This window comes from Proteiniclasticum sp. (assembly GCF_003514505.1).
Lineage (GTDB): Bacteria > Bacillota > Clostridia > Clostridiales > Clostridiaceae > Proteiniclasticum.
Window position 1 is genome coordinate 62,676 of the sequence record NZ_DOPX01000010.1, and the last position, 19,093, is coordinate 81,768.

At 43.8% G+C, this 19,093-nt stretch carries 17 protein-coding genes; 5 read left to right on the forward strand and 12 right to left on the reverse strand.

Going from position 1 to position 19,093, the window contains the following annotated elements:
* Positions 1–22: 22 nt before the first annotated feature.
* From DEF30_RS02925 to DEF30_RS02950, 6 genes are all read right to left on the reverse strand, one after another.
* Positions 23–1,213 (reverse strand): DUF2812 domain-containing protein, encoded by a 1,191-nt coding sequence (locus DEF30_RS02925; protein WP_294096317.1) that lies wholly within the window; start codon positions 1,211–1,213, stop codon positions 23–25.
* The gene (locus DEF30_RS02930; RefSeq protein WP_031575429.1) at positions 1,210–1,515 is read right to left on the reverse strand and encodes a PadR family transcriptional regulator; all 306 of its coding nucleotides are present in this window, start codon (positions 1,513–1,515) and stop codon (positions 1,210–1,212) included. Before DEF30_RS02930 ends, DEF30_RS02925 begins: the two co-directional genes overlap by 4 nt.
* 134 nt (positions 1,516–1,649) lie before the next feature.
* Positions 1,650–2,018, reverse strand: a complete 369-nt coding sequence (locus tag DEF30_RS02935) for a DUF1801 domain-containing protein (RefSeq protein WP_294096319.1) — start codon at positions 2,016–2,018, stop codon at positions 1,650–1,652.
* Between the two features lie 22 nt (positions 2,019–2,040).
* Positions 2,041–2,526 carry a cupin domain-containing protein gene (locus DEF30_RS02940; RefSeq protein WP_294096321.1) on the reverse strand — a complete coding sequence of 162 codons (486 nt, stop codon included), beginning with the start codon at positions 2,524–2,526 and terminating at the stop codon, positions 2,041–2,043.
* 78 nt (positions 2,527–2,604) lie between these two features.
* Positions 2,605–4,047 carry a MerR family transcriptional regulator gene (locus DEF30_RS02945; protein WP_294096322.1) on the reverse strand — a complete coding sequence of 481 codons (1,443 nt, stop codon included), beginning with the start codon at positions 4,045–4,047 and terminating at the stop codon, positions 2,605–2,607.
* Between the two features lie 54 nt (positions 4,048–4,101).
* Positions 4,102–5,553 carry a MerR family transcriptional regulator gene (locus tag DEF30_RS02950; RefSeq protein ID WP_294096324.1) on the reverse strand — a complete coding sequence of 484 codons (1,452 nt, stop codon included), beginning with the start codon at positions 5,551–5,553 and terminating at the stop codon, positions 4,102–4,104.
* A gap of 451 nt (positions 5,554–6,004) precedes the next feature.
* On the opposite strand from DEF30_RS02950, the gene DEF30_RS02955 reads away from it, so the two are divergent.
* Together DEF30_RS02955 and DEF30_RS02960 are read left to right on the forward strand one after the other, a co-directional pair.
* Entirely contained in the window at positions 6,005–7,012 is a 1,008-nt protein-coding gene (locus DEF30_RS02955) for a hypothetical protein (RefSeq protein ID WP_294096326.1), read from the forward strand.
* Between the two features lie 98 nt (positions 7,013–7,110).
* On the forward strand, positions 7,111–8,292 hold the full coding sequence (locus DEF30_RS02960) for a GNAT family N-acetyltransferase (protein WP_294096328.1): 1,182 nt from the start codon (positions 7,111–7,113) through the stop codon (positions 8,290–8,292).
* 64 nt (positions 8,293–8,356) lie between these two features.
* Here DEF30_RS02960 and DEF30_RS02965 read toward each other — a convergent pair whose 3' ends face one another.
* The 3 genes from DEF30_RS02965 to DEF30_RS02975 form a co-directional block, all read right to left on the reverse strand.
* Positions 8,357–9,826, reverse strand: a complete 1,470-nt coding sequence (locus tag DEF30_RS02965; protein WP_294096330.1) for a PepSY domain-containing protein — start codon at positions 9,824–9,826, stop codon at positions 8,357–8,359.
* 75 nt (positions 9,827–9,901) lie between these two features.
* Positions 9,902–11,014: a PepSY domain-containing protein gene (locus DEF30_RS02970; RefSeq protein ID WP_294096331.1), complete on the reverse strand. Its 1,113-nt coding sequence runs from the start codon at positions 11,012–11,014 to the stop codon at positions 9,902–9,904.
* Positions 11,011–11,595 carry an RNA polymerase sigma factor gene (locus DEF30_RS02975; protein ID WP_294096333.1) on the reverse strand — a complete coding sequence of 195 codons (585 nt, stop codon included), beginning with the start codon at positions 11,593–11,595 and terminating at the stop codon, positions 11,011–11,013. Before DEF30_RS02975 ends, DEF30_RS02970 begins: the two co-directional genes overlap by 4 nt.
* Before the next feature lie 305 nt (positions 11,596–11,900).
* Between DEF30_RS02975 and DEF30_RS02980 the strand changes: the two genes are divergently transcribed.
* Together DEF30_RS02980 and DEF30_RS02985 are read left to right on the forward strand one after the other, a co-directional pair.
* Positions 11,901–12,728 carry a GNAT family N-acetyltransferase gene (locus tag DEF30_RS02980; protein WP_294096335.1) on the forward strand — a complete coding sequence of 276 codons (828 nt, stop codon included), beginning with the start codon at positions 11,901–11,903 and terminating at the stop codon, positions 12,726–12,728.
* An 11-nt stretch (positions 12,729–12,739) separates the two neighbouring features.
* Positions 12,740–13,759: a hypothetical protein gene (locus DEF30_RS02985; RefSeq protein WP_294096337.1), complete on the forward strand. Its 1,020-nt coding sequence runs from the start codon at positions 12,740–12,742 to the stop codon at positions 13,757–13,759.
* Between the two features lie 69 nt (positions 13,760–13,828).
* Here the strand turns inward: DEF30_RS02985 and ccsB are convergent, their stop codons facing one another.
* From ccsB to DEF30_RS03000, 3 genes are all read right to left on the reverse strand, one after another.
* Entirely contained in the window at positions 13,829–14,644 is an 816-nt protein-coding gene (gene ccsB, locus DEF30_RS02990; RefSeq protein ID WP_294096338.1) for a c-type cytochrome biogenesis protein CcsB, read from the reverse strand.
* The gene (locus DEF30_RS02995) at positions 14,631–15,929 is read right to left on the reverse strand and encodes a cytochrome c biogenesis protein ResB (protein WP_294096342.1); all 1,299 of its coding nucleotides are present in this window, start codon (positions 15,927–15,929) and stop codon (positions 14,631–14,633) included. Before DEF30_RS02995 ends, ccsB begins: the two co-directional genes overlap by 14 nt.
* Before the next feature lie 66 nt (positions 15,930–15,995).
* Complete coding sequence (locus tag DEF30_RS03000; RefSeq protein ID WP_294096344.1) at positions 15,996–17,177, reverse strand: ammonia-forming cytochrome c nitrite reductase subunit c552; 1,182 nt, start codon at positions 17,175–17,177, stop codon at positions 15,996–15,998.
* 298 nt (positions 17,178–17,475) lie between these two features.
* Between DEF30_RS03000 and DEF30_RS03005 the strand changes: the two genes are divergently transcribed.
* Complete coding sequence (locus tag DEF30_RS03005) at positions 17,476–18,795, forward strand: radical SAM protein (protein ID WP_294096346.1); 1,320 nt, start codon at positions 17,476–17,478, stop codon at positions 18,793–18,795.
* Positions 18,796–19,093: the final 298 nt, after the last annotated feature.

Genomic DNA, 19,093 nt, shown 5'->3' on the forward strand with positions numbered 1-19,093 from the left:
TTTCAGCTCTTTCATTCTGTCTTTATGATTTTCCAAAAGACCATTCTTTACTATTTAAAATCTCCGAGAGCTTATGGAGAAACTCTTCCTGTGACAACTGGTTTTCAGAAAAGGTTGAAATACTAAAGACAAAATCTTCTTTCACCACTACAATATCAAAGCTGTTTTTCACATAAACCTCATCCAGTCCAGCTACACTCATCTCAACATAGTCTTCTTGATATAAACTATAAAAGCTTTCATTTTTCAGTACCTCTACCAGCATCCCTCGGAGTTTATCATTCTTGATCTCATAGACTTCCTGAATAAAAGTAATATCTTTATAAAACTGATTGCTGCTTTCCTGGATCTTAATGATTTCTCCCCAGATGGTATTTTTCTTTCTATAGTAGTCCTCTCCCAGAATGGAATACTCACTCGGAGGTGCTTTTGAAACGTCGAAATCTGAAAGTGTTACATAAGGTCCTGCTACTTCACTGGGATCTTCCCGCTTCTCATATGTGAGGATCTCTGGAGCACTCATTAGAAGCAGTCCGACCAAAACTACAATGATTGCTCCTTTTTTCAAAGGCTTCACTTTCTTTGCTAATGGCTTGATTTTTCGAAGGGGTATTCCCTTCTTCAGCCTGGAAATATAGTACTGACTGCTGGCAATACCAAAGATGTAATTTCCAATTCCATTGAAAAGAATCAGTATGAAGAGTATCGCAAGAGAAGGCTGATTAATGAAGAGTTTGAAATATGAGGAACCCATATTCTTCATAAAATCCCCAAAATTACTTCCACCAAATGCTCGAAGATTTGCTAGGAACATAAGTGACCATGAGGCCAACAAACTGATAAATGCGATAAGATCAGTTTTCCTTAGAATCTTAATGGATTCGATCTGATCTTCCGGCTGGTAGTAAAGCTCTGGAGGATCTGTACTCTTGTCTGCTGAAAAAATCTGAATATGGCGGTGCCCACATACATGCGTCCAGCCGCATTCTTCGTAGATGGCAACCTGTTCTTCCGGTATCTTTCGTTCTTTTAGCTTATCATAATCGATGACTTCTACCCGGTAGCTGAGCTGCTTTGGTTCTTCCTTTCTGAATCTACTGAGATAGTCTCCACGCTTCTCCAGAATGAGTCCTTTCTCTGCTTTTTTCTCATAGAACTCTTCAATCTCTACTAAAGAATAGGAACTTGGATGAAAATAGTACTTCTTCTTCATGTGAGATCCTCCAGTATTTTTCCATCATCCACCTGATTTTTCAGGCGCTGGTATTCTTCTTTCAGGGCTTCTATGCCGAGGGCTGTGATATGGTAGGTTTTTTTCCTTCCTTCTTCTTCCACAAGTCCGATGAGACCTTCTTTATTCATCCGGGTGAGCACGCCATAGAGGGTTCCTGGCCCCATGAGAAGCCTTCCCTTGGAAAGCTCTTTGATGCTTTGCATCATGCCATAGCCATGGCTGGGATGAATGAGTGATAAAAGGATATAGAATGTGGCTTCGGTCATGGGTGTGCTGCTCATTTCCCGTCTCAACTCCTACTATTATGCTACACGATATATCGTGTAACATAATAGTAATTGAGAATACACCTGAATGTCAAGAGTTCCAACAAAAAAAGAGCCTCTCACGTTATGAGAAACTCCTCTTATTTGCCCTATCTCCAGAACCCTGAATGTTCTTTTTTGTCTTCGATGTTGTAGGCAATCATCTTGCGAAGAAGCTCAAAGTCTACAGGTTCTTTCCACGGAATCTGAAAAAGCTCTTTCAATAGTGGATACTTTGCCTTCAGAATATCCTCTTGGAACTTCTGAAGGCAGGCTCTTTCCGGCCCCACCGATATGTGACCTTTGGACACACTGAAGCCGATGATAAATGTGCCATGGTCTGTAAACATGGGCTGTTTCCACTTCACTTCTTCCTGAAGCTCTGGAAACTCCTTCCGAATGTAAGAAAAAATCGAAGCCAGCCTCTCCCTTTTCTCCCCTTCTTCCACCGTTTCTAGAAATTCTTGAAAAGTATTCATCCTTCGTCACCTCCTTGACTCTTTACTCCGGTAGCACTTCATAGGCAAGTTTCTCAATGATTTCCTGATGCTCGGGAAATTCTGAAGCAAGTTCCTTCTTCGTAAACAGCTTAAAATCTTTAAAATCAAATCCAGGCACCACGGTGCAGCTGACTAAGGCATATCCTTCTTCTACCGATGACCCGAAGATCTCACCTGCTTTCACCGTATGGTGCGGCACCATTCCAGTTTCCAGTCCCAAAACTGTTTTCTCATAGGTGCCATCTCTTAGAATGGAATGAACCGTCAATGGATTTCCTCCATGGTAAAACCAGAGCTCATCCGACACCAGCTGGTGAAAATGAGACGGGCTCTCCTTTGTAAGAAGAAAATAGATGTTGGTATACAGGGGCAGATTCGCCTCTTCTTTTCCATATTTTTCTTCTGATCTGTCTGTTTGTCTATAAAATCCACCTTCCGGATGGGGCTCTAAATTCAGTTCCTTGATCCATTCCTCTGCTGTTCTCATGATGCACCTCACGTTTTTATTTCAGTATACCAAAAAACTCTACAGATTTTGTGAACCTGTAGAGTTTTTCTGCATAGTCTATGGCAGTATGATCTTATAGGAATGTTTATAGTAACGATTTGTGGAGGTTTCCTGGGGGATGATGAAGCCTCCCCCACCTGTATATCCTCTGTAGTCCACCGTAGAGTCTGCTACCACGCCTTTATGTTTCATGGTAAAATCCTCCATGGTCTTTTCATAAATCTCCTTCATTATATCTTCAGGTTTCAAAGCAGAGAAAAATCTTCCTTTTTCCTCTGCTCCTGCTGCGGAAAGATAGGCAAGACCCATATAGTCTCTATTGGTTGCAATGAAGTCATCCACATCTCCAATACTGGTCTCAAAGTAAATAGTACTCAAATACTCTCCGTCCACTTCAAACTGAAATTCTGGTTTAATGGAATAATTCAGCACCTCAATAACATAACCATCCTGCTCCACCTCTACCCAGTCTCCATTCTCATTGAGCTGTTCTAGAGGTTCCATGTCAAAGTACGCTTCATAGTAGCGGTAGTTCTCGGAAAACTCTGTTAGAGTAAGCTGCCCCCGATGGGGTGGCAGCGTCTGATATCCCATGAAAAAGAAGATACTCAGAAGGTAAAAACCATAAGCCGCCACAAAAAGCACCGGCCTTATATTTCTTTCATCCTTCAGTCTGTAAGAAAATCCCAGCTCCCACGGCTGCTGCTCTTTCTCATCCGCCCGTTTATAAGATTTGTAGAGTGTGTACAGCTCCAAAAACGTGATATTAAATGCCAAGCCATAATAAAGTACACCTAAAGTTCTTGTGAAGGCTTCCTGGTAACTTGGATACTCTCCATCCTCTCTGCGGACCACCAAACCCCATATGGCTTTTCCTGGTGTTGTTCCAAGTTTTGAAAGAAACAGTGGCTCTATAAGAAGCATGAGAACTGTTCCAAGAATCGTATCCACGATATTATCAATAGTATTGTGGTTTCTCAGAAAATCATGGAATACAAAAACTCTCACAATGGTAATGAGCAGCGTATAGAACGCAAGATCCAGGATTCGAGCGAAGAATCTTCGCCATGGTGCATAAACTTGTGGAGTCCTGTCTTCCTTTTCTGGATAATAGGGACGTCCTGTTTCTTTTTCCTTCTCCTCCAATAGATGAAGATACTTTAGCCCGTCAAGGTTCTCCAGGCTGTCCACTTCATTTTTCATAACCATACATACTTCTTTGGCGTAGTGAATCTGCCCCTCTTCATTTTCAAGAGAACGGATGCGCTCTTCCAAGGTTTCCCTGATTGAAGACGCTCCAGAGAATATTCCTTTGATTTCATCCACCGTCATATGAAGACTTCGGAAGAGTTTAATCTTATAGAGTGCTTCCAGCTCTTCCTCCCCATACTCCCGGTATCCATTCTCCAGTCTCTTTGGATGAATGAGTCCTTCACTCTCATAAAACCGGATACTGGATCTCTCTAGACCAGTTTTTTCTTCCACTTCCTTAATTTGCATGCGCTTCCTCCTCTATACTGCTGCAACTTACTCTTCTCTCCTTACCAAAAATCTTCAAGGAACAATTATGCGATACCTGAGTGAAAACTCATGGATGTCCGAATCATCTATGGGTAGGAGAGGTCTCAAACCAAATCTATTTTCATACCCTTTATAGGAGATCTCTGAAGATGCTTTTACACCCTCTCTTTGAATCCCCCCGGAGGTTTGTGCCAAAGGCCCCATAACAAAGATTTCTGAACTGGGATTCAGATCCAGTATACCCACATCCTTCTGTGCTCCGACCATCGCAAGATAGGCAAGGGTCATTTCCATCTCATATGTGGCTATGGGAAGCTTTTTGTTCTTCACATGGATTTCAAAAGAAACCTCTTCTAAATGATTGTCCCTTACATAGTATTTAAACATAGGGATCTCCCGATAGATGAGATCAAGCTGGAACGGATCCCTCTCCTTGTTCCTAACCCATTGGCCATAGTCATCAAAATCATAGTCTTCATAGGATACATTCAGATATTTGCAGTAATACCTGAAATTTTCGGCATATTCAGCCAGCGTGAGATCTCCTCTGTTGGGAGGAAGGGTCTGAACCCTCTGAATGAACACGGACATGACAATATAAAAAAGGACGGAGCCTATAAAAAGGTTCAGTTCTATATTGCGAAGCTTCCGGAAACTGTATACTTCTCGCTGATCTTCCCATGGAAGACTTTCTCCAAGCATCACCATCTGATAACTTTTGAAAAGAAAATACCAGGACAGTACCGGAATGAAGAAAGCCATTCCTTTGACTATGACACCTTTGGTTCTATATTTTAAGGATTGATATGACATGTATTCTCCTGATTCATCTCGAAGCTCAATACCCATGATATATTTCCCTGGAGTTATACCAAATCTTGAAAGAAATACAGGTTCGAGAAAAAACATCAGAATCAAAGCAATCACAACATCTGCCGTATGGTTCAGTATCGTATCATTTCTCAGGATCTGTCCAAAGATGAGTGCTCGTATCGTCATGGCAATAAGCTTGTAGAAGAAGAGGTCAAACATCCTTGCTGTAAACCTTCTGACGCACTCTTTTGGGCCCATGGCAGGAAGCTTTATTTTTTCGTAGTATTTCCTGCCTGTGCTTTTCTCCTTGTCATTTAGAAGATTGAGATACTTCTCTCCATCCAGCTCTTCAAGGCTGATATCTTCTCTAATGATTTCTTGACAAAGTTCTTCTGCAAAGGATGTAGCATCCTTTGCTTTCTGAAGTTCATTACCCCGTTTTGTCAGGAATGAGCCCAATGTAATTCCTTCTGAAAAGACCTCTTTGACTTCTTCCACCGTTGCACCAAGGCTTCGTAGAAGCATAATTTTATAGAGTGCTTCCAGGTCTTCTTCCCCATATTCCCGATATCCGTTCTCCAGTCTCATTGGATGAATAAGCCCCTCTTTCTCATAAAAACGGATGCTGGATCTCTCCAGACCTGTTTTTTCTTCCACTTCCTTAATTTGCATTGGCTCCCCCCCTTATATTACTTCTATTCTAAACTATCATCATTGTTTATAGTCAAGAACTATCGAAGATTTTTCATATTTTTCGTTCATTAGAGTCATATATGAGGTCTATGGGCTTTTACAGAGTAAATCACTCATCCACTCCATTCCATTCGCCACACGTTAGCATTCCCCTTGGAACATTGAATAAGGACCGATAAAATGGTATTCTCAATTATATTGAGAATAGAAAGAATACGAGGTTATTAGAAGAATGGGCAATTTAGATCTTCTCCCTGTACTATTGGCAAGTGATATTAATGTATATAGTATGGCGAGAGCTTTTCATGAAGAGTATAACGTTCAATCCCTCATGGTGGCGAGACGCCTTTCTGGTCCAGTGATGAATTCTAAACTTCTAAGATATTGGGAAGAGAAAGAGTTAGATGATTCTATAGTATTTTTGGATACCATGAAGAAGATCTACGAGGAGAACAGAGATAAAACCCTCATTCTCATTGGATGTGCAGACCATTATGTGAGGCTTATTGTTGAAAATAAAGAGGCGCTGAAAGAGATGTATGTGGTCCCTTACTCCGATAAGGAAGTACTCGACAACATCGTCCTGAAAGAAACATTCTATAGTCTTTGCAGTGAATACAATCTGGATTACGCAAAGACCCTTGTCTATAAGAAGGAAATGAATCTGGATTTCACACTGGATTTCGACTTCCCAGTGGTGCTGAAGCCATCTGATTCTGTAAGCTACAATAAGAACTCCTTTGAAGGTCAACATAAGGTTTACTTCATAGACAATATGACCACCCTGAAAGATACCCTGAAAACCATCTATGGGCATGGATATGAGGATAACATGATCATCCAGGAAAGAATCCCCGGGGATGATGCCGCCATGTATGATCTGCAGGTCTATGTAGGAAGCGACCATAAAGTAAAGCTGATGAACTTTGGTAATGTTCTTCTGGAGGAGCATACACCCAAGGGTATCGGCAGCAACGCCGCAACCTTAGTGGATTACAATGAGGAACTGATGAAAAAAATTCAGTTTTTCCTAGAAGATATCGGTTATGAGGGTCTTGCAGACTGTGACCTGAAATATGATCATCGTGACGGCACCTACAAGATGTTTGAAATCAATATCCGTCAGGGTCGAAGCCACTACCGGGTCACCGGTGGGGGAGATAACCTGGCGAAGTATATTGTAGAGGACTATGTGCTTCATAAAGAGCTTCCGGTGAAGTTTGTGAAAGATGACTATTTCTGGCATGTGGTTCCACTTGGTGTGGTGTACAAATACATTAAAGATGAAGAAAAGGTCAAGAAGATCAAACGGCTTGTAAAAGAAGGAAAAGTTTGTCACTCACTTTATTACAATAATGATATGACCTTAAAAAGATGGGTTTATCTGAAGCTTAGGGATTTCAATCAGTACAAGAAATACAAAAAACATTTGGGGTAAAACTGCATCGATATTTTACACATTTTGGAGGAAAGCAGATTCTTTCAGCACAGACTGGTTCCTCTTTTTCTTTAGTATAGTATGTAGGGGGGATATTTATGAACTTGACTTTATCACATCTCAAAAAGGAACAGTGGAAGGGAACAGAACTACCCTTGGACTATATCAGTACGGAGTATTATGATGTAAAGATCTTGCAAAGCAGCGTAGGTTTTGAGATTTCTCTCACCAAAGAACTCCTGAAAACGCCCTTTATCAGCCGCTCTGATGAAAAGGGGTATCCGGATAAGCTCTATGAAGATTATCGAGAAAACCCTTATGCATGGGGATACCTAGAGGGAGACAGGCTGGTAGCAGCTCTAGAAACTGCCTCAGAGAACTGGTCCAACAGACTGCGCATTTCTGAGCTATTTGTGGAGGAGACCTATCGTAGAAAAGGTCTGGGACACCACCTCATGGCCATTGCAAAAGAACAGACCAGAAGAGAGAAAAGAAGAGCCCTGATTCTGGAGACCCAATCCTCCAACGTCCCTGCCATCACCTTCTATCTGAAAGAAGGATTTACCCTCATCGGGTTTGATTCCTGCGCCTACAGCAATGAGGATCTTCAGAGAAAAGAAGTACGGCTGGAACTTGGCTGGTTCCCAGAAAAAAGAAAAAAGCTGAAAAAAGAGGACATTCTCATCCGAGAGGAGAACCCGGAAGACCATCACCAAGTAGAAGCCATGACACAAAGAGCCTTCTGGAACAAACATCATCTGGGATGTGATGAGCATTATCTGGTCCATAGAATTCGGCAGCATGGCGACTATATCCCAGAACTTTCAAGAATCGCAGAGGTGGATGGAACAATTGTCGGCGCCATTTTTTATACCAAATCCATGGTGAAAGATGAAAAAAGCAAGTATGAAATGCTTACCTTCGGACCTCTTTGTGTTGATCCTGCCTGGCAAGGAATGGGCATCGGTGAGGCTCTTCTTACAGAAACTGCACAGCTAGCCAAAGAAAAAGGGCATCGGGGAATCATTATTTTCGGAGAACCAGATTACTATCCTCGTCTTGGTTTTAAGACCTGTGACCATTATGGCATCACCACAAAAGATGGGAAAAACTTTGATGCCTTCATGGCACTGGAGCTTTCAAAAGATTCCCTAAAAAATATATCCGGTAAATTCTATGAGTCACCTGTTTTTGAAGACTTGCCCAAGGAAAAGGTGGAAGCATATACTGCTCTTTTCCCAGAGCTTCCAAAAATCCCCTTTCCGGACCAGTGGGACTGATCTCTTACAAATAGAAGAGCTGCAGCAAATAAGCGCTGCAGCTCTTCTTTCTTCTCTTCTTAAATCAGTCTTCATCATCTACTTCAAACTCTGTGATGATTCCAGTCAAGGCATTGATCTCAATCTCATATTCCTTTCCCTGATGATGAATTTCAAAATCATAACTGTCATCATCCATGTCCTCATCCACGATGGTTCCATTGACTCTCTCAAGGGCAATTCGCCTGGCATCGCCCAAGGTGATCCTTGATTTCTGTGGTGTGCTTGCCCCTCTATCATCATCGTCATCCTCGTCATCCACTTCAACATCTTTCACTGCCCCTGTGAAAGCATGGACTTCAACTTCATATTTTTTCCCATCATATATGATATCAAAGTCATAACTGCCATCGTCTCTTTCTTCTTCCACGATGGTTCCATTGACCCTTCCTAGAGCGATCCGTCTTGCTTCTTCCAAAGTAATCCTTGATTTCTTCTGTGTGCTTGTTCCTCTATCATCATTGTCATCGTCATCGTCGTCATCCGCTTCAACTTCTTTCACTGCCCCTGTGAAAGCATGGACTTCAACTTCATATTTTTTTCCATCATATATGATGTCAAAGTCATAGCTGTCATCATCTCTTTCTTCTTCCACGATGGTTCCATTGACTCTGCCTAGGGCAATTCTTCTTGCCTCTTCCAAGGTGATTCTTGATTTCTGTGGTGTGGCTGTTCCTCTATCATGGTCATCGTCGTCGTCATCTACTTCAACTTCTTTCACTGCTCCGGTGAAGGCATGGATCTCAATCTCATGCTTCACACCGTTAAAGAGAACCTTCACTTCATACTCCTCATCATCCAGTTCCATCTTCAGAAGCTCTCCTGGATACTTTTCCAGTGCGATGCTTTTTGCTTCTTCAAAGGAGATCATGCCTTCCTTTGGCTGGTCACTGTTGTAAGTATACGAGGATAGCACCTGGAAAATCTCCTCCTGATCAAGATCCTGGGCTCTGTAATATTCCAGAAGTTCTTTCAGTGTCATATTCTCCAGTTCAGTCCTACCTAGAGAAACACCAAGCTCATTCAGTCTTCCAACTGCGGCTTCTCTGCCCGTGAGGTTCTGTTCTCCTGAATCTTTGAAGTTTCCAGCTAACACTGTGGCTTCAATCTGCTTGTTTTCCAGGTAAGCTCGGATCATCTCATTGACTTTTAGTACCTTCTCCTCGTTGGCTGCAAGATCTCTCACACTGATCATCACCACATTATCTGTACCACCATCAATAAACCCTCCAAGAATCATAAGATCCACCAGCTCACTTACAGTAGCTTCCAGAGACCTTGTGTCATTTGTGAATCCTGACAGAAGTTTTTCCGCGTCTTCATTAAGTGCTCTCACTTCGACCACTTGTTCCAGCCGGTTGGTCACCACTTCAATGCTTGGGTTCACATCCATTGTCATGCGGAAAGAAGGTACCGTCAGATAGTAAAAGAGTCCAGCCACCAGAGCTATACTAAGTAATGGAAGCATCAGTATCATTTTTCTTGATTTCAACATGGATAAAACCTCCTGTTTTTATTCTTATATCTATATAACAGAGAATCCTCTCGTTTTATTGCATCAATGTCATAATTAATCGTCATCCTCGTCATTCTCTGTATCCTCCTTATCGTCGTCATCCGTATCATCATTCTCTTCATCATTTGTATCGTCGTCATCGTCATTGTTATCATCATCCAAAGCCTCTCTGTCATGGTCTAGAATCCTTCCCGTGAATGCATCAATCTCCAGCTCATGCTTTTCAGCATCTGTAAGGATTTCAAACTCATAACTGTCCTCATCCAGATCCTCTTTCACAATGCTTCCGCCTGTTCTTCCCAAGGCAATTTTTCTGGCTTCCTGTATCGTGATTCTGCTTCTTCCTTCTTCTCCGGATGGCTTTTCATCGGGGTTTTCCTTCTCCTCCGGTTCCAGATGCTCTACTTCTGAAAGATCCTCACTTTCAATGATCCTTCCCAGATCCAGCTCCAGATTTTTCGAGAGAAGCACCAGCTCTTCCAGTGACATCTTCACGAGATCCTCTACTTTAAGTCCCTCTTGAAGAATCATCAGATTTCTGATGAACGTCATTTTGCTGATGGATATGCCATACTCTTTCGCATAGTTCTCTATAGCCCGGGTCTTTTCTATGCGCTGATTGAGAAGTATCGGAACGATTTCCCTGTTTTTCAGATAGGCATGAATGAGATCATCCAGTCTGGTAAGCTTCTCCTCTTCCTTCATCTCATTCCTGCTGAACACCGAAAGAAGCATCACTTCTTCTTGACTTCTCAGATATCCTTCTTCAATAAGTTCCTCCAGAATCATCTCCGTGACGTCCTCATAGGATTTTCCACTGTAGTCTATGTCCTGAAGTAGAACTTCTCCCTCCGCATTAGAAGCTCGAAGCTCAATCACTTCATTCTTCTTGTTCGTTTTCAGTTCTATGCTTGGATTCACATCCAGATAGATTTCACTGTCCACCACCTGGTAGGTGCGATACCAGCTTCCGAACAAAAGAAGCAGCATTGCTGCAGCAGCTAGTGGAATCATGGGTTTTATAAATGGCCTTTTTGTCTCCTGACGGGTGATCTCATCATGCCGGAGCATTTTAACCACAGGTTTTCCTTTGATCTCCTCCAGAAGATCAAGAGGTGCCGTCTCTATAATATTTTTCAGTCGCTTCTCAATCTGACTGTCCTTCATGATCTTCCCTCCTCCAAATAAGTTCTCAGCTTTTTCAACCCCCGGTGATACTTGGAAAGCACCGTGGAAAGCTTCATCCCAAGGCTTTCGGATATCTCCTTATGTTTCATCCCAGATACTGCATATAATAGAATGATCTCCCGCTCCTCTTCTGTGAGATGCGCCAGCAAATGTTCCAGCACCATCCGGTCCTCCAGGTCCGTCACATAGGAGAATCTCTTGTCATTTCCAAGAAGGGACGTGTCCTCCAGTTGAACCCGGTTTCTTTTTTTATACTCTGTGTAGTAAATGTTTTTCGCAATGGTGAACATCCACGCCAAGGGCTTCCCCATGGGCTTATAAAGATGGGCGGCAGAAAGAATCTTCAGATAGGTTTCCTGCATGATCTCTTTTGACAGCTCATGGTCCCTGGTGAGGGAGACACAAAACGCATAAAGTGCTCTTTCTGTGAGATGATACAGATCATCCAGCGCCGCAGTGTCACCGGCACCGATCCTTTGAAACAGGCTTTCATCCACTGCCAGGGAGTCCCCTTCTTCTTTCGGGATATTCTCTTGTAGCACAAAAGTAAAAAGTATCATCTCGACTCCTCCTATACCATTAACTGCGCTGCATGGACTTTTATTGCACTCCATGCTCAAATTAATATTTTGTTCATAAATAGAGCCAGGAAAAAGATGCTGTCTTTCCCCTGGCTGATTTTCTCTTCTTTGTAGTATACCATAGAATCAATTGCATGAAATCAGTTTCCTGACACGTGAAAGCAGAACTCTCTACCTTTTGTATGGTAGAGGTTGTACCTTTTCTTCCAGAAGCAAATTATTTGGCGCCGATGAGCCTCTCAAAACGTGGTAGAATAAAGAAAACACCCACTGGAGGAGGAGACATGATGTGTACAATCATTCCCTACACACCTGATAAGAAGAAAGAAGTCAGAATGCTCATAGAAGACCCCTTCGTAAGAGAAGATCTCCTTGGGTGCCTGGAAGAATTCCCGGATTGCGGCCTGGTTGCCATGGAAAAAGGTGTCATCGTAGGCGTAGCGGTCTTCACTGGCAAAAATGTGATCACAAGTTTCACCCTTTATGTGGGAACATCCTATAGAAAGCGAGGCGTCGGCACAAAGCTTCTTCTGGAGCTGGAAAAAAGTATGCGCTCCAGTGCTGTGAAGGAAGTCTATTGTGATTTTCAGGAAGATTCGAAGCATTCATCTTTTGTAGAGAAAAACGGTTATCCTCTCCAGTTCCGATCCAGTCTCATGACCTTCCAAGGCACTGATACCGCCTTATCTGATCACAGGATCCGTCTCTATGAAGATCAAGACTATGAGGCTGTTCATGACCTCCTTCACCGTGCATTTCAAAAAATGCGGAAACAGGTGGGTCTTCCTCTACAAGACGCACCGAAAAGCAGAGAAGAAGCAAAAAAATATCTGGAGAATAGAACCTCTATCTTTGTTCTGGAAGAAGAGAGCATCATAAAAGGCTGCATCTTCCTGGACGGCCATGAGATTGACAAACTGGCAGTAGCACCTGAAGAAGAAGGAAAAGGATTTGGTAGAGCTCTCCTCGCGGCGGGTATAAAAAATATAAAAATCCATCATAAGGAAGCCACCTTGTGGGTGGTCCAGGGAAACCCTGCGGAAAAGCTCTACACAAGCTTTGGATTCCAGAAAAGAAGACTTCACTGCTTCCATAAAAAGATATTGTCCTAAAGGAGACTCAAATGATTAGTTTTGATAAAACCCCTGTTCTTACCCGTTGCTTTCACGACCTGTCCCTCTCCATGGTCAGCATGCAGGAGTTCCTTAGAAAGCTGTTGCCTTATATGGAAAAGCCTTTGACAGAAAAAGAGGAGAAAGACGTGCTCCTTCTATTTTCCCAGTATGGAGTCCCTCAGCATTCCCTGAAGATCTCTCCAAAACTTCTTAAGAATCATCCCTATTTTAGAAATATCCAGCTCAAAGAGATACAAACCGAAACAGTTTCCTACAAAGAAACGGTGATTCCAAAAAGAAGACTCATGAATACAGATTTCATGAAACCTCTAGGCAGACACCTTTTCCACTATCATCCGCTTGGATATTTCGAAGAAGACATCCGGATGCCAGCTCTTCATGAAGGCGACACTGTTTGGATGGCTCCAGCCGTCAGTGAGTTCACCAGCATGGAAGAAGGCATCCGGAAGGGTCACGGCAAATGCCTCACCTTTGGCCTAGGCATCGGCCTCATCGTCTACATGTGGCTCAGAAAAGAAGAAGTTACAGAGGTAACCATCGTCGAATTCAATGAAGATGTGATCCAGCTCTTTCAAAAGCATATTCTGCCACAGTTTCCAGAAGGAAAATCCGTAACCATCATCCATGGAGATGCCTTTGACTATTTTACCGAGGACTTTCTAAGCCAGTTTGATTATGTGTACGTAGACTTCTGGGAATCCACCGAAGACGGTCTCCCCTACTACACAAAGCTTATGGAGACCGGCGTAGATCTTCCCCAGGTGGACTTCTGGATTGAAGATGCCATCCTCATGGATGTGAAATACCTCACGTTTCTCTATCTCCAGCAGATGTATGAGGGAAAAACTGCCAGTGATTTTATTTTTCAGCAGGACTTTTCCCTGGCGAAATATGCCCGGAAAATCCATTTTTTCTTCCAGCAGCTGGAGATGACCATCGGTTCACCAGAGGAGCTTCTTAGCCTCATTCACAGCAGAAATGTTCTGAGAAGTATTCTATCCATCTAACTATGTCCCTATAATACATAACCCCCCTGGAGCTTCAGGAAGCTTCCAGGGGGGTTTCTTCTTAATAAATTATGCGTAACTGTGGACACTAGGCAAAAGGGTGTTGACTCCAATGTAGGTAAAAAGTACTGCAATGAACCCCACCACGGCAAACACAGCCGCTTTCTTTCCCCGCCAGCCTCTGGCAATGCGAAGATGAAGATAAATGGAATAGATGATCCAAGTGATGAAGGACCAGGTCTCCTTAGGATCCCAGGCCCAGTATCTGGACCAGGCTTGCTGAGCCCAGATGGCCCCTGTGATCATCACAAGAGTCAGGAAAAAATACCCCGCTGCCACTGCCCGGTAGCTGATATAATCTAGCTGCTTCAGATCAGGCACATGCTTTTTGATAAAGGAGTCCTCTTTCATCCGATCCCGTATGAGATAAAGTAAAGAGACCCCAAAGGCCACCCCAAAAGCGCCGTAACTGATCACCGCCGTCGCCACATGAAATACCAGCCAGTTGCTCTGAAGGGCAGGCATCAGCGGTCTCACATCCTTATTCTGCATGGCTGCATAGCCTATGACAAGTAGCACCACAGGCATCACGAAGGCCCCCATGGCCTGAAATTTATACTTCCTTTCAAAAATCAGAAATAAAAGCACAATGCCCCAGGCAAAACTGGTGGCAAACTCATACTGATTGGTCAGAGGAACTCGTCCAGCACCAATCCCCCGGACCATCAGTGCTGCAGTATGGGACAAAAAACCTGCATAAAGAAGAAGTGTTCCTCTTCGGCCGAACTTCTCTTTTCTGCCCAGGAAAAAAAACAGATAAAGAATCATAGCCCCAGCATAGACTCCTAAGGCAATATAGAACAATATATTTTCAATCTGATTCATCCAAATCACCTGCACTTTCTACCGATAGTTTTTCATGGATGTACATGGAGAAGGTTTCCTGATTTTTCACAGCACCTCCATAGAGTGTCACTCTTCCCTCTTTCTCTATCAAAAGCAGATATTGAGGCACGTAGTAAAAGGTGAGAAAAAGTCCAGCAAGCATAAGGAATCCACCAAGGCCCGCATAAACAGCACCTGGATCCTTCACCACCTGAAGAACGGTATAAAGCCTGGGCTCATAGAGCTCCATGGTATAGTCCCCATAAGAAATGGTCTGTCCTGGTCCAGCCACGTTCATGTCCACAGAAAGACCGTCCTCATAGAGCACATAGAGTGCTCTTGGCCGGTTCAGGAAAGGTGTTCTTGTATAGGGTATGCCCTCTGATACCACAAGGTCCGGATAGAAGCTTCGAAACTCGAGCACCAGGTTTTCTCCAAAGGTTTTGAAATCGCCCTGATAAAAACGGTCCCGCAGGATCTCCTCCCCCTGTTTTCTGATGATGAGATCCATCATCCATCCGGTGCCATACTGGTACACCCGATATCCTTCAAAAGAGAGGGGGTGATTCACCGAGGTATCTCCCCGCTTCTTTACCGTCTCCCCCTCATCCAATACTTCTACACTGGACAGATACTGCTGGATGCTGTAATCCTCCCGGTAAAAGATATCAAAGTCTTGAAGAGATAAGGTATACGAGGTGTTCTCCACCGGTAGCAGGTCCCCAGGAATCCCCCGCACAAAAGTTTCATAGCCCATGATTTTTCCAAGGGCAAAGGCCACAATGACAAAAAGAAGTCCAAGATGAACTAATGTGGAGCCAAAATAACCTGCTCGTCTTCGGGAGGAGAAATAGATTTTCTGCCCCTGTTTCTCCAGTTCTTTGATTTTTCCAAAGCCTAGGCTTTTCAGAAGCTCCTTCGGATGCGTCCCTTCATTCAGTTCCTTAATAATCTGATGGTTCTTCTTCAGATGCAGTGAGGCATCTCCCTCCTTCAGGTACTGGGCTCTGGCAGAGGGAATCCGCCTTAAGGTGCAGAACAGCAGATTCAATGTGAGCAGGGCTGTCAGTGAAATAAAGTAAATGGACTCATACACTTTATATAACTTCAGTTTTTCAATGATGAAAAATACCGTAGTATCATAATTCTCCCTATAATATGACAGCGTCTGCCCCTGTGGTATCAGGGTGCCTGCTGTGGCGTAGAGGGCAAGAAGCCCGAGCAGCAGCATGCCAAACTTCATAGAGGCTAAAAACCGCAGTGCCGATGATGTTTTCTTTTTCATACCCATATACTCTCCTGTACTGATGAAAAGGCTCCGCAGAAGCGGAGCCTCCTTATCCTCATTCTGCTATTCATTGAGTTTTTCCATGGCCTGCATGGTCAGGTCCATGGACATGTTGAGAAGTTCAACAGACTTGGCGTTATTATGGAATCCTTCGCTGTTCTCCACAAAAACAAAGTCCCAATACCACTGGGCAGCGCGGTGCAGCTTTCTGGCTTCCACAATGTTCTCCTCAGAAATGCCTTCAGCCTCTGCATTTTTCAGAGCTTCAATGAGGCTCACAAGGGAAAGTGCCGCCTCATTCATCTGATCTTCCACAGATGCCTGAAGCCCTTCCACCCTTTCTGTCAGGCTCTCCTTTGTGTCCCCACTGTGACAGCTGAGACACGATGCTTCTATGTGTTTCAGCGGACTGGTCCATTTGTGGGATTTGATTTTATCTCCGCTTTCTCCTTCCACCTCTGGCATATGGCAGGTGATGCAGGAGATGCCCATGCTGTTGTGGACACTTCCCTGATAGGTTTCCCATTCCGGATGCTGCACTTTAAGAAGCTCAGTCCCTGCACTGGGATGAACCCAGTCGGAATAACCAAGTTCATCATAGTACTCCATCATACTCGTAGGGTCCAGGCCGTTGACAGAAGGCATGATGACTTCCTTGGTTTCCGGATCCAGATAGTACTCCACATGACACTGAGCGCAGACCAGATCCTGGTTCTTGAACTCCCCTTCAATGCCTTCCAGAGCCACATTCAAATGTTCTCTCGTAATATTGATGACACCAGGTTCGTTGCGGTGACAGTCATAACAGCTGATGGTTTCCATGCCGCTTTTGTCCACTTCATCAAAATTCAGCTTATTGGCTTCGACGCCCTGTTCATCTAAGAGTGCAAGGAAACCGCTGGTCTTGCAGGAGAGGCAGCTGGCTGCAGGTTTTGTTCTTTCTGTGTGAATGACATCCTCCAGAGCGTATACATGTCCTCTTGCTCTTAAATATTCGACGCTGAAGCTGTTTCCTTCGTAAAGGGTCTTCAGATAAGGGTACTTTTCAAGATAGTCAATGGGAACAGACCCCCCATAGGTGGTTTCCAGCATCTCACTGTTTTCCAAATAGCTGGCGTACACATCCGGATGCTTGCTTTGCCATTCCTTAGCTGAAGTAATCTTCCCCATGCCGCTCTCACCGGAGCAGGCGGAGAAAATCATCAATGTGCCAATGGTCATACCGAGTAACAGCAGTTTTTTCATATTATCAACCCTCCTTTCGTTTAAGAAGTATCAAAATATTCAGTCTACGATATAATTCTAACATATTTACCCCTGTATTTACAGAGTTCCAGCCATATAGCCCACGATGACTCAAAAAATTCATAACTCCCTTGGGATGGAACCTTCTTTGTCTTTGAGGGTTATTAACCTTATTCTTGTCTTCTCTGAAATCTGTGATAAAATAGATTTTGCACTAAAAGCATGTTAAAATTTGACAATATATGATTGGACCATCGTGAGAACAAAAGACCCTTCGCCCACAAATCAGGAGGATACTATGGAAAAAAACTACAAAGCATCAAGATTTAATGCGCTCACAAATACAGAAGAGGATGGTCTCATCCTTTTCAACAGTTATACAGGCGCCTTGGCAGACTTCACAAAGGAAGAGAAAGAGGAAGTCATGGGCTATCTGAAAAATCAGCTTGGCTTAGAAAGCTCCCCTGTAAGAGAAGCCCTCATTGACCATGGCTTTCTTGTGAAGGAAAGTGCTGATGAGAAAAAGAGAGCAGAGTTTCTTCATCAGTCCCTGCACCGGACCGATATGCTCCATCTCATTCTCATGCCCACAGAGGCCTGCAACTTCAGATGCACCTACTGCTACGAATCCTTCGTCCGGGGCAGGATGGACGAGAACACCGCAGCTGGTGTAAAGGCTCTGGTGAGAGAGAGAATAAAGACGCTGAACACACTCCATATCAGCTGGTTCGGTGGCGAACCCCTTCTGGAGCTTGATCTCATGGAGGAGCTGACTGCAGTCTTCCAGGAAGAAGCAAGAACTCATAACGTGACATACTCTGCAGACATTTCCACCAACGGCTACTTCCTGACAACGGAAGTGTTCCATAAACTGCTGTCCATGGATATCCGGCAGTTCATGATCACCATCGATGGAGTGGAAGCTGTTCATGACAAGAGACGGTTCCTCATTGGTGGTGGAAAAACCTTCAGTGAAATCATGGAGAACCTGAAATCTGCTAAAGAAAGCACTGAAAACTTTGATCTTTCCATTCGTGTGAACTTCGATGAAGACAATCTGAAGGAGACGGAAGAACTCACCCAGTACCTGAAGGAGCAATTTGCAGGAGATTCACGTTTTGGCATTCTCTTCCGTCCTGTGGGCAGATGGGGTGGAGAACATGATGAGGATATTCCCATCTGTTCCCATATCACAGCCAATGAGAAAATGTGGCAGTTCACTGAAAATGCCATCGATAAGAATCTCCATATGAGCAGTATGATTGGGGGCATCATGAACCCGGCGGGCTCCGTCTGCTATGCGGCAAAGCCCAACGCCTTCGTCATTGGCGCCAACGGACAGCTCTATAAATGCACCACTGCACTAGATGCTGACATCAATCATGTGGGCACACTAAACCCCGACGGCACCATGGACCTTGATTATGACAAACTCATTTCCTGGGTGACCTCAGGAGAAGAGACGGATCCTGTCTGCCAGAACTGTTTCTACAGACCTGCCTGTCAGGGGAACCACTGCCCCTGGTATAGAGCCCTAACAGGTGACAGACCTTGCCCCTCAGAGAAAAATAACATCAAGAAAGTTCTGAAGCTCGTTTGGAAGAACAGTCTGTTATAATACCTATACCCTTTTGAAAGGAGGTGAGCACCCATGCGCATTGTAAGACCTGCGGTATCCCCAAACAAGGTGAATTCCGGAAGAATCCTGAAGGCTGCTCCAGGAAACCTGAAATAAGGATCCATCATCATAAGAAGTATTCCTCTGGGGATGCTTCTTTTTTGATACACAGAAAACGAATTTACCCACATGCTTCTAAAATCTTTCCACAGATTTGGCTGAGGTCCTGTGTATAACAAAAAGAGAGATCCTGCAAAGGCCAAACCCCTTCAGATCTCTCTTTCTCTTCTACTCTTTT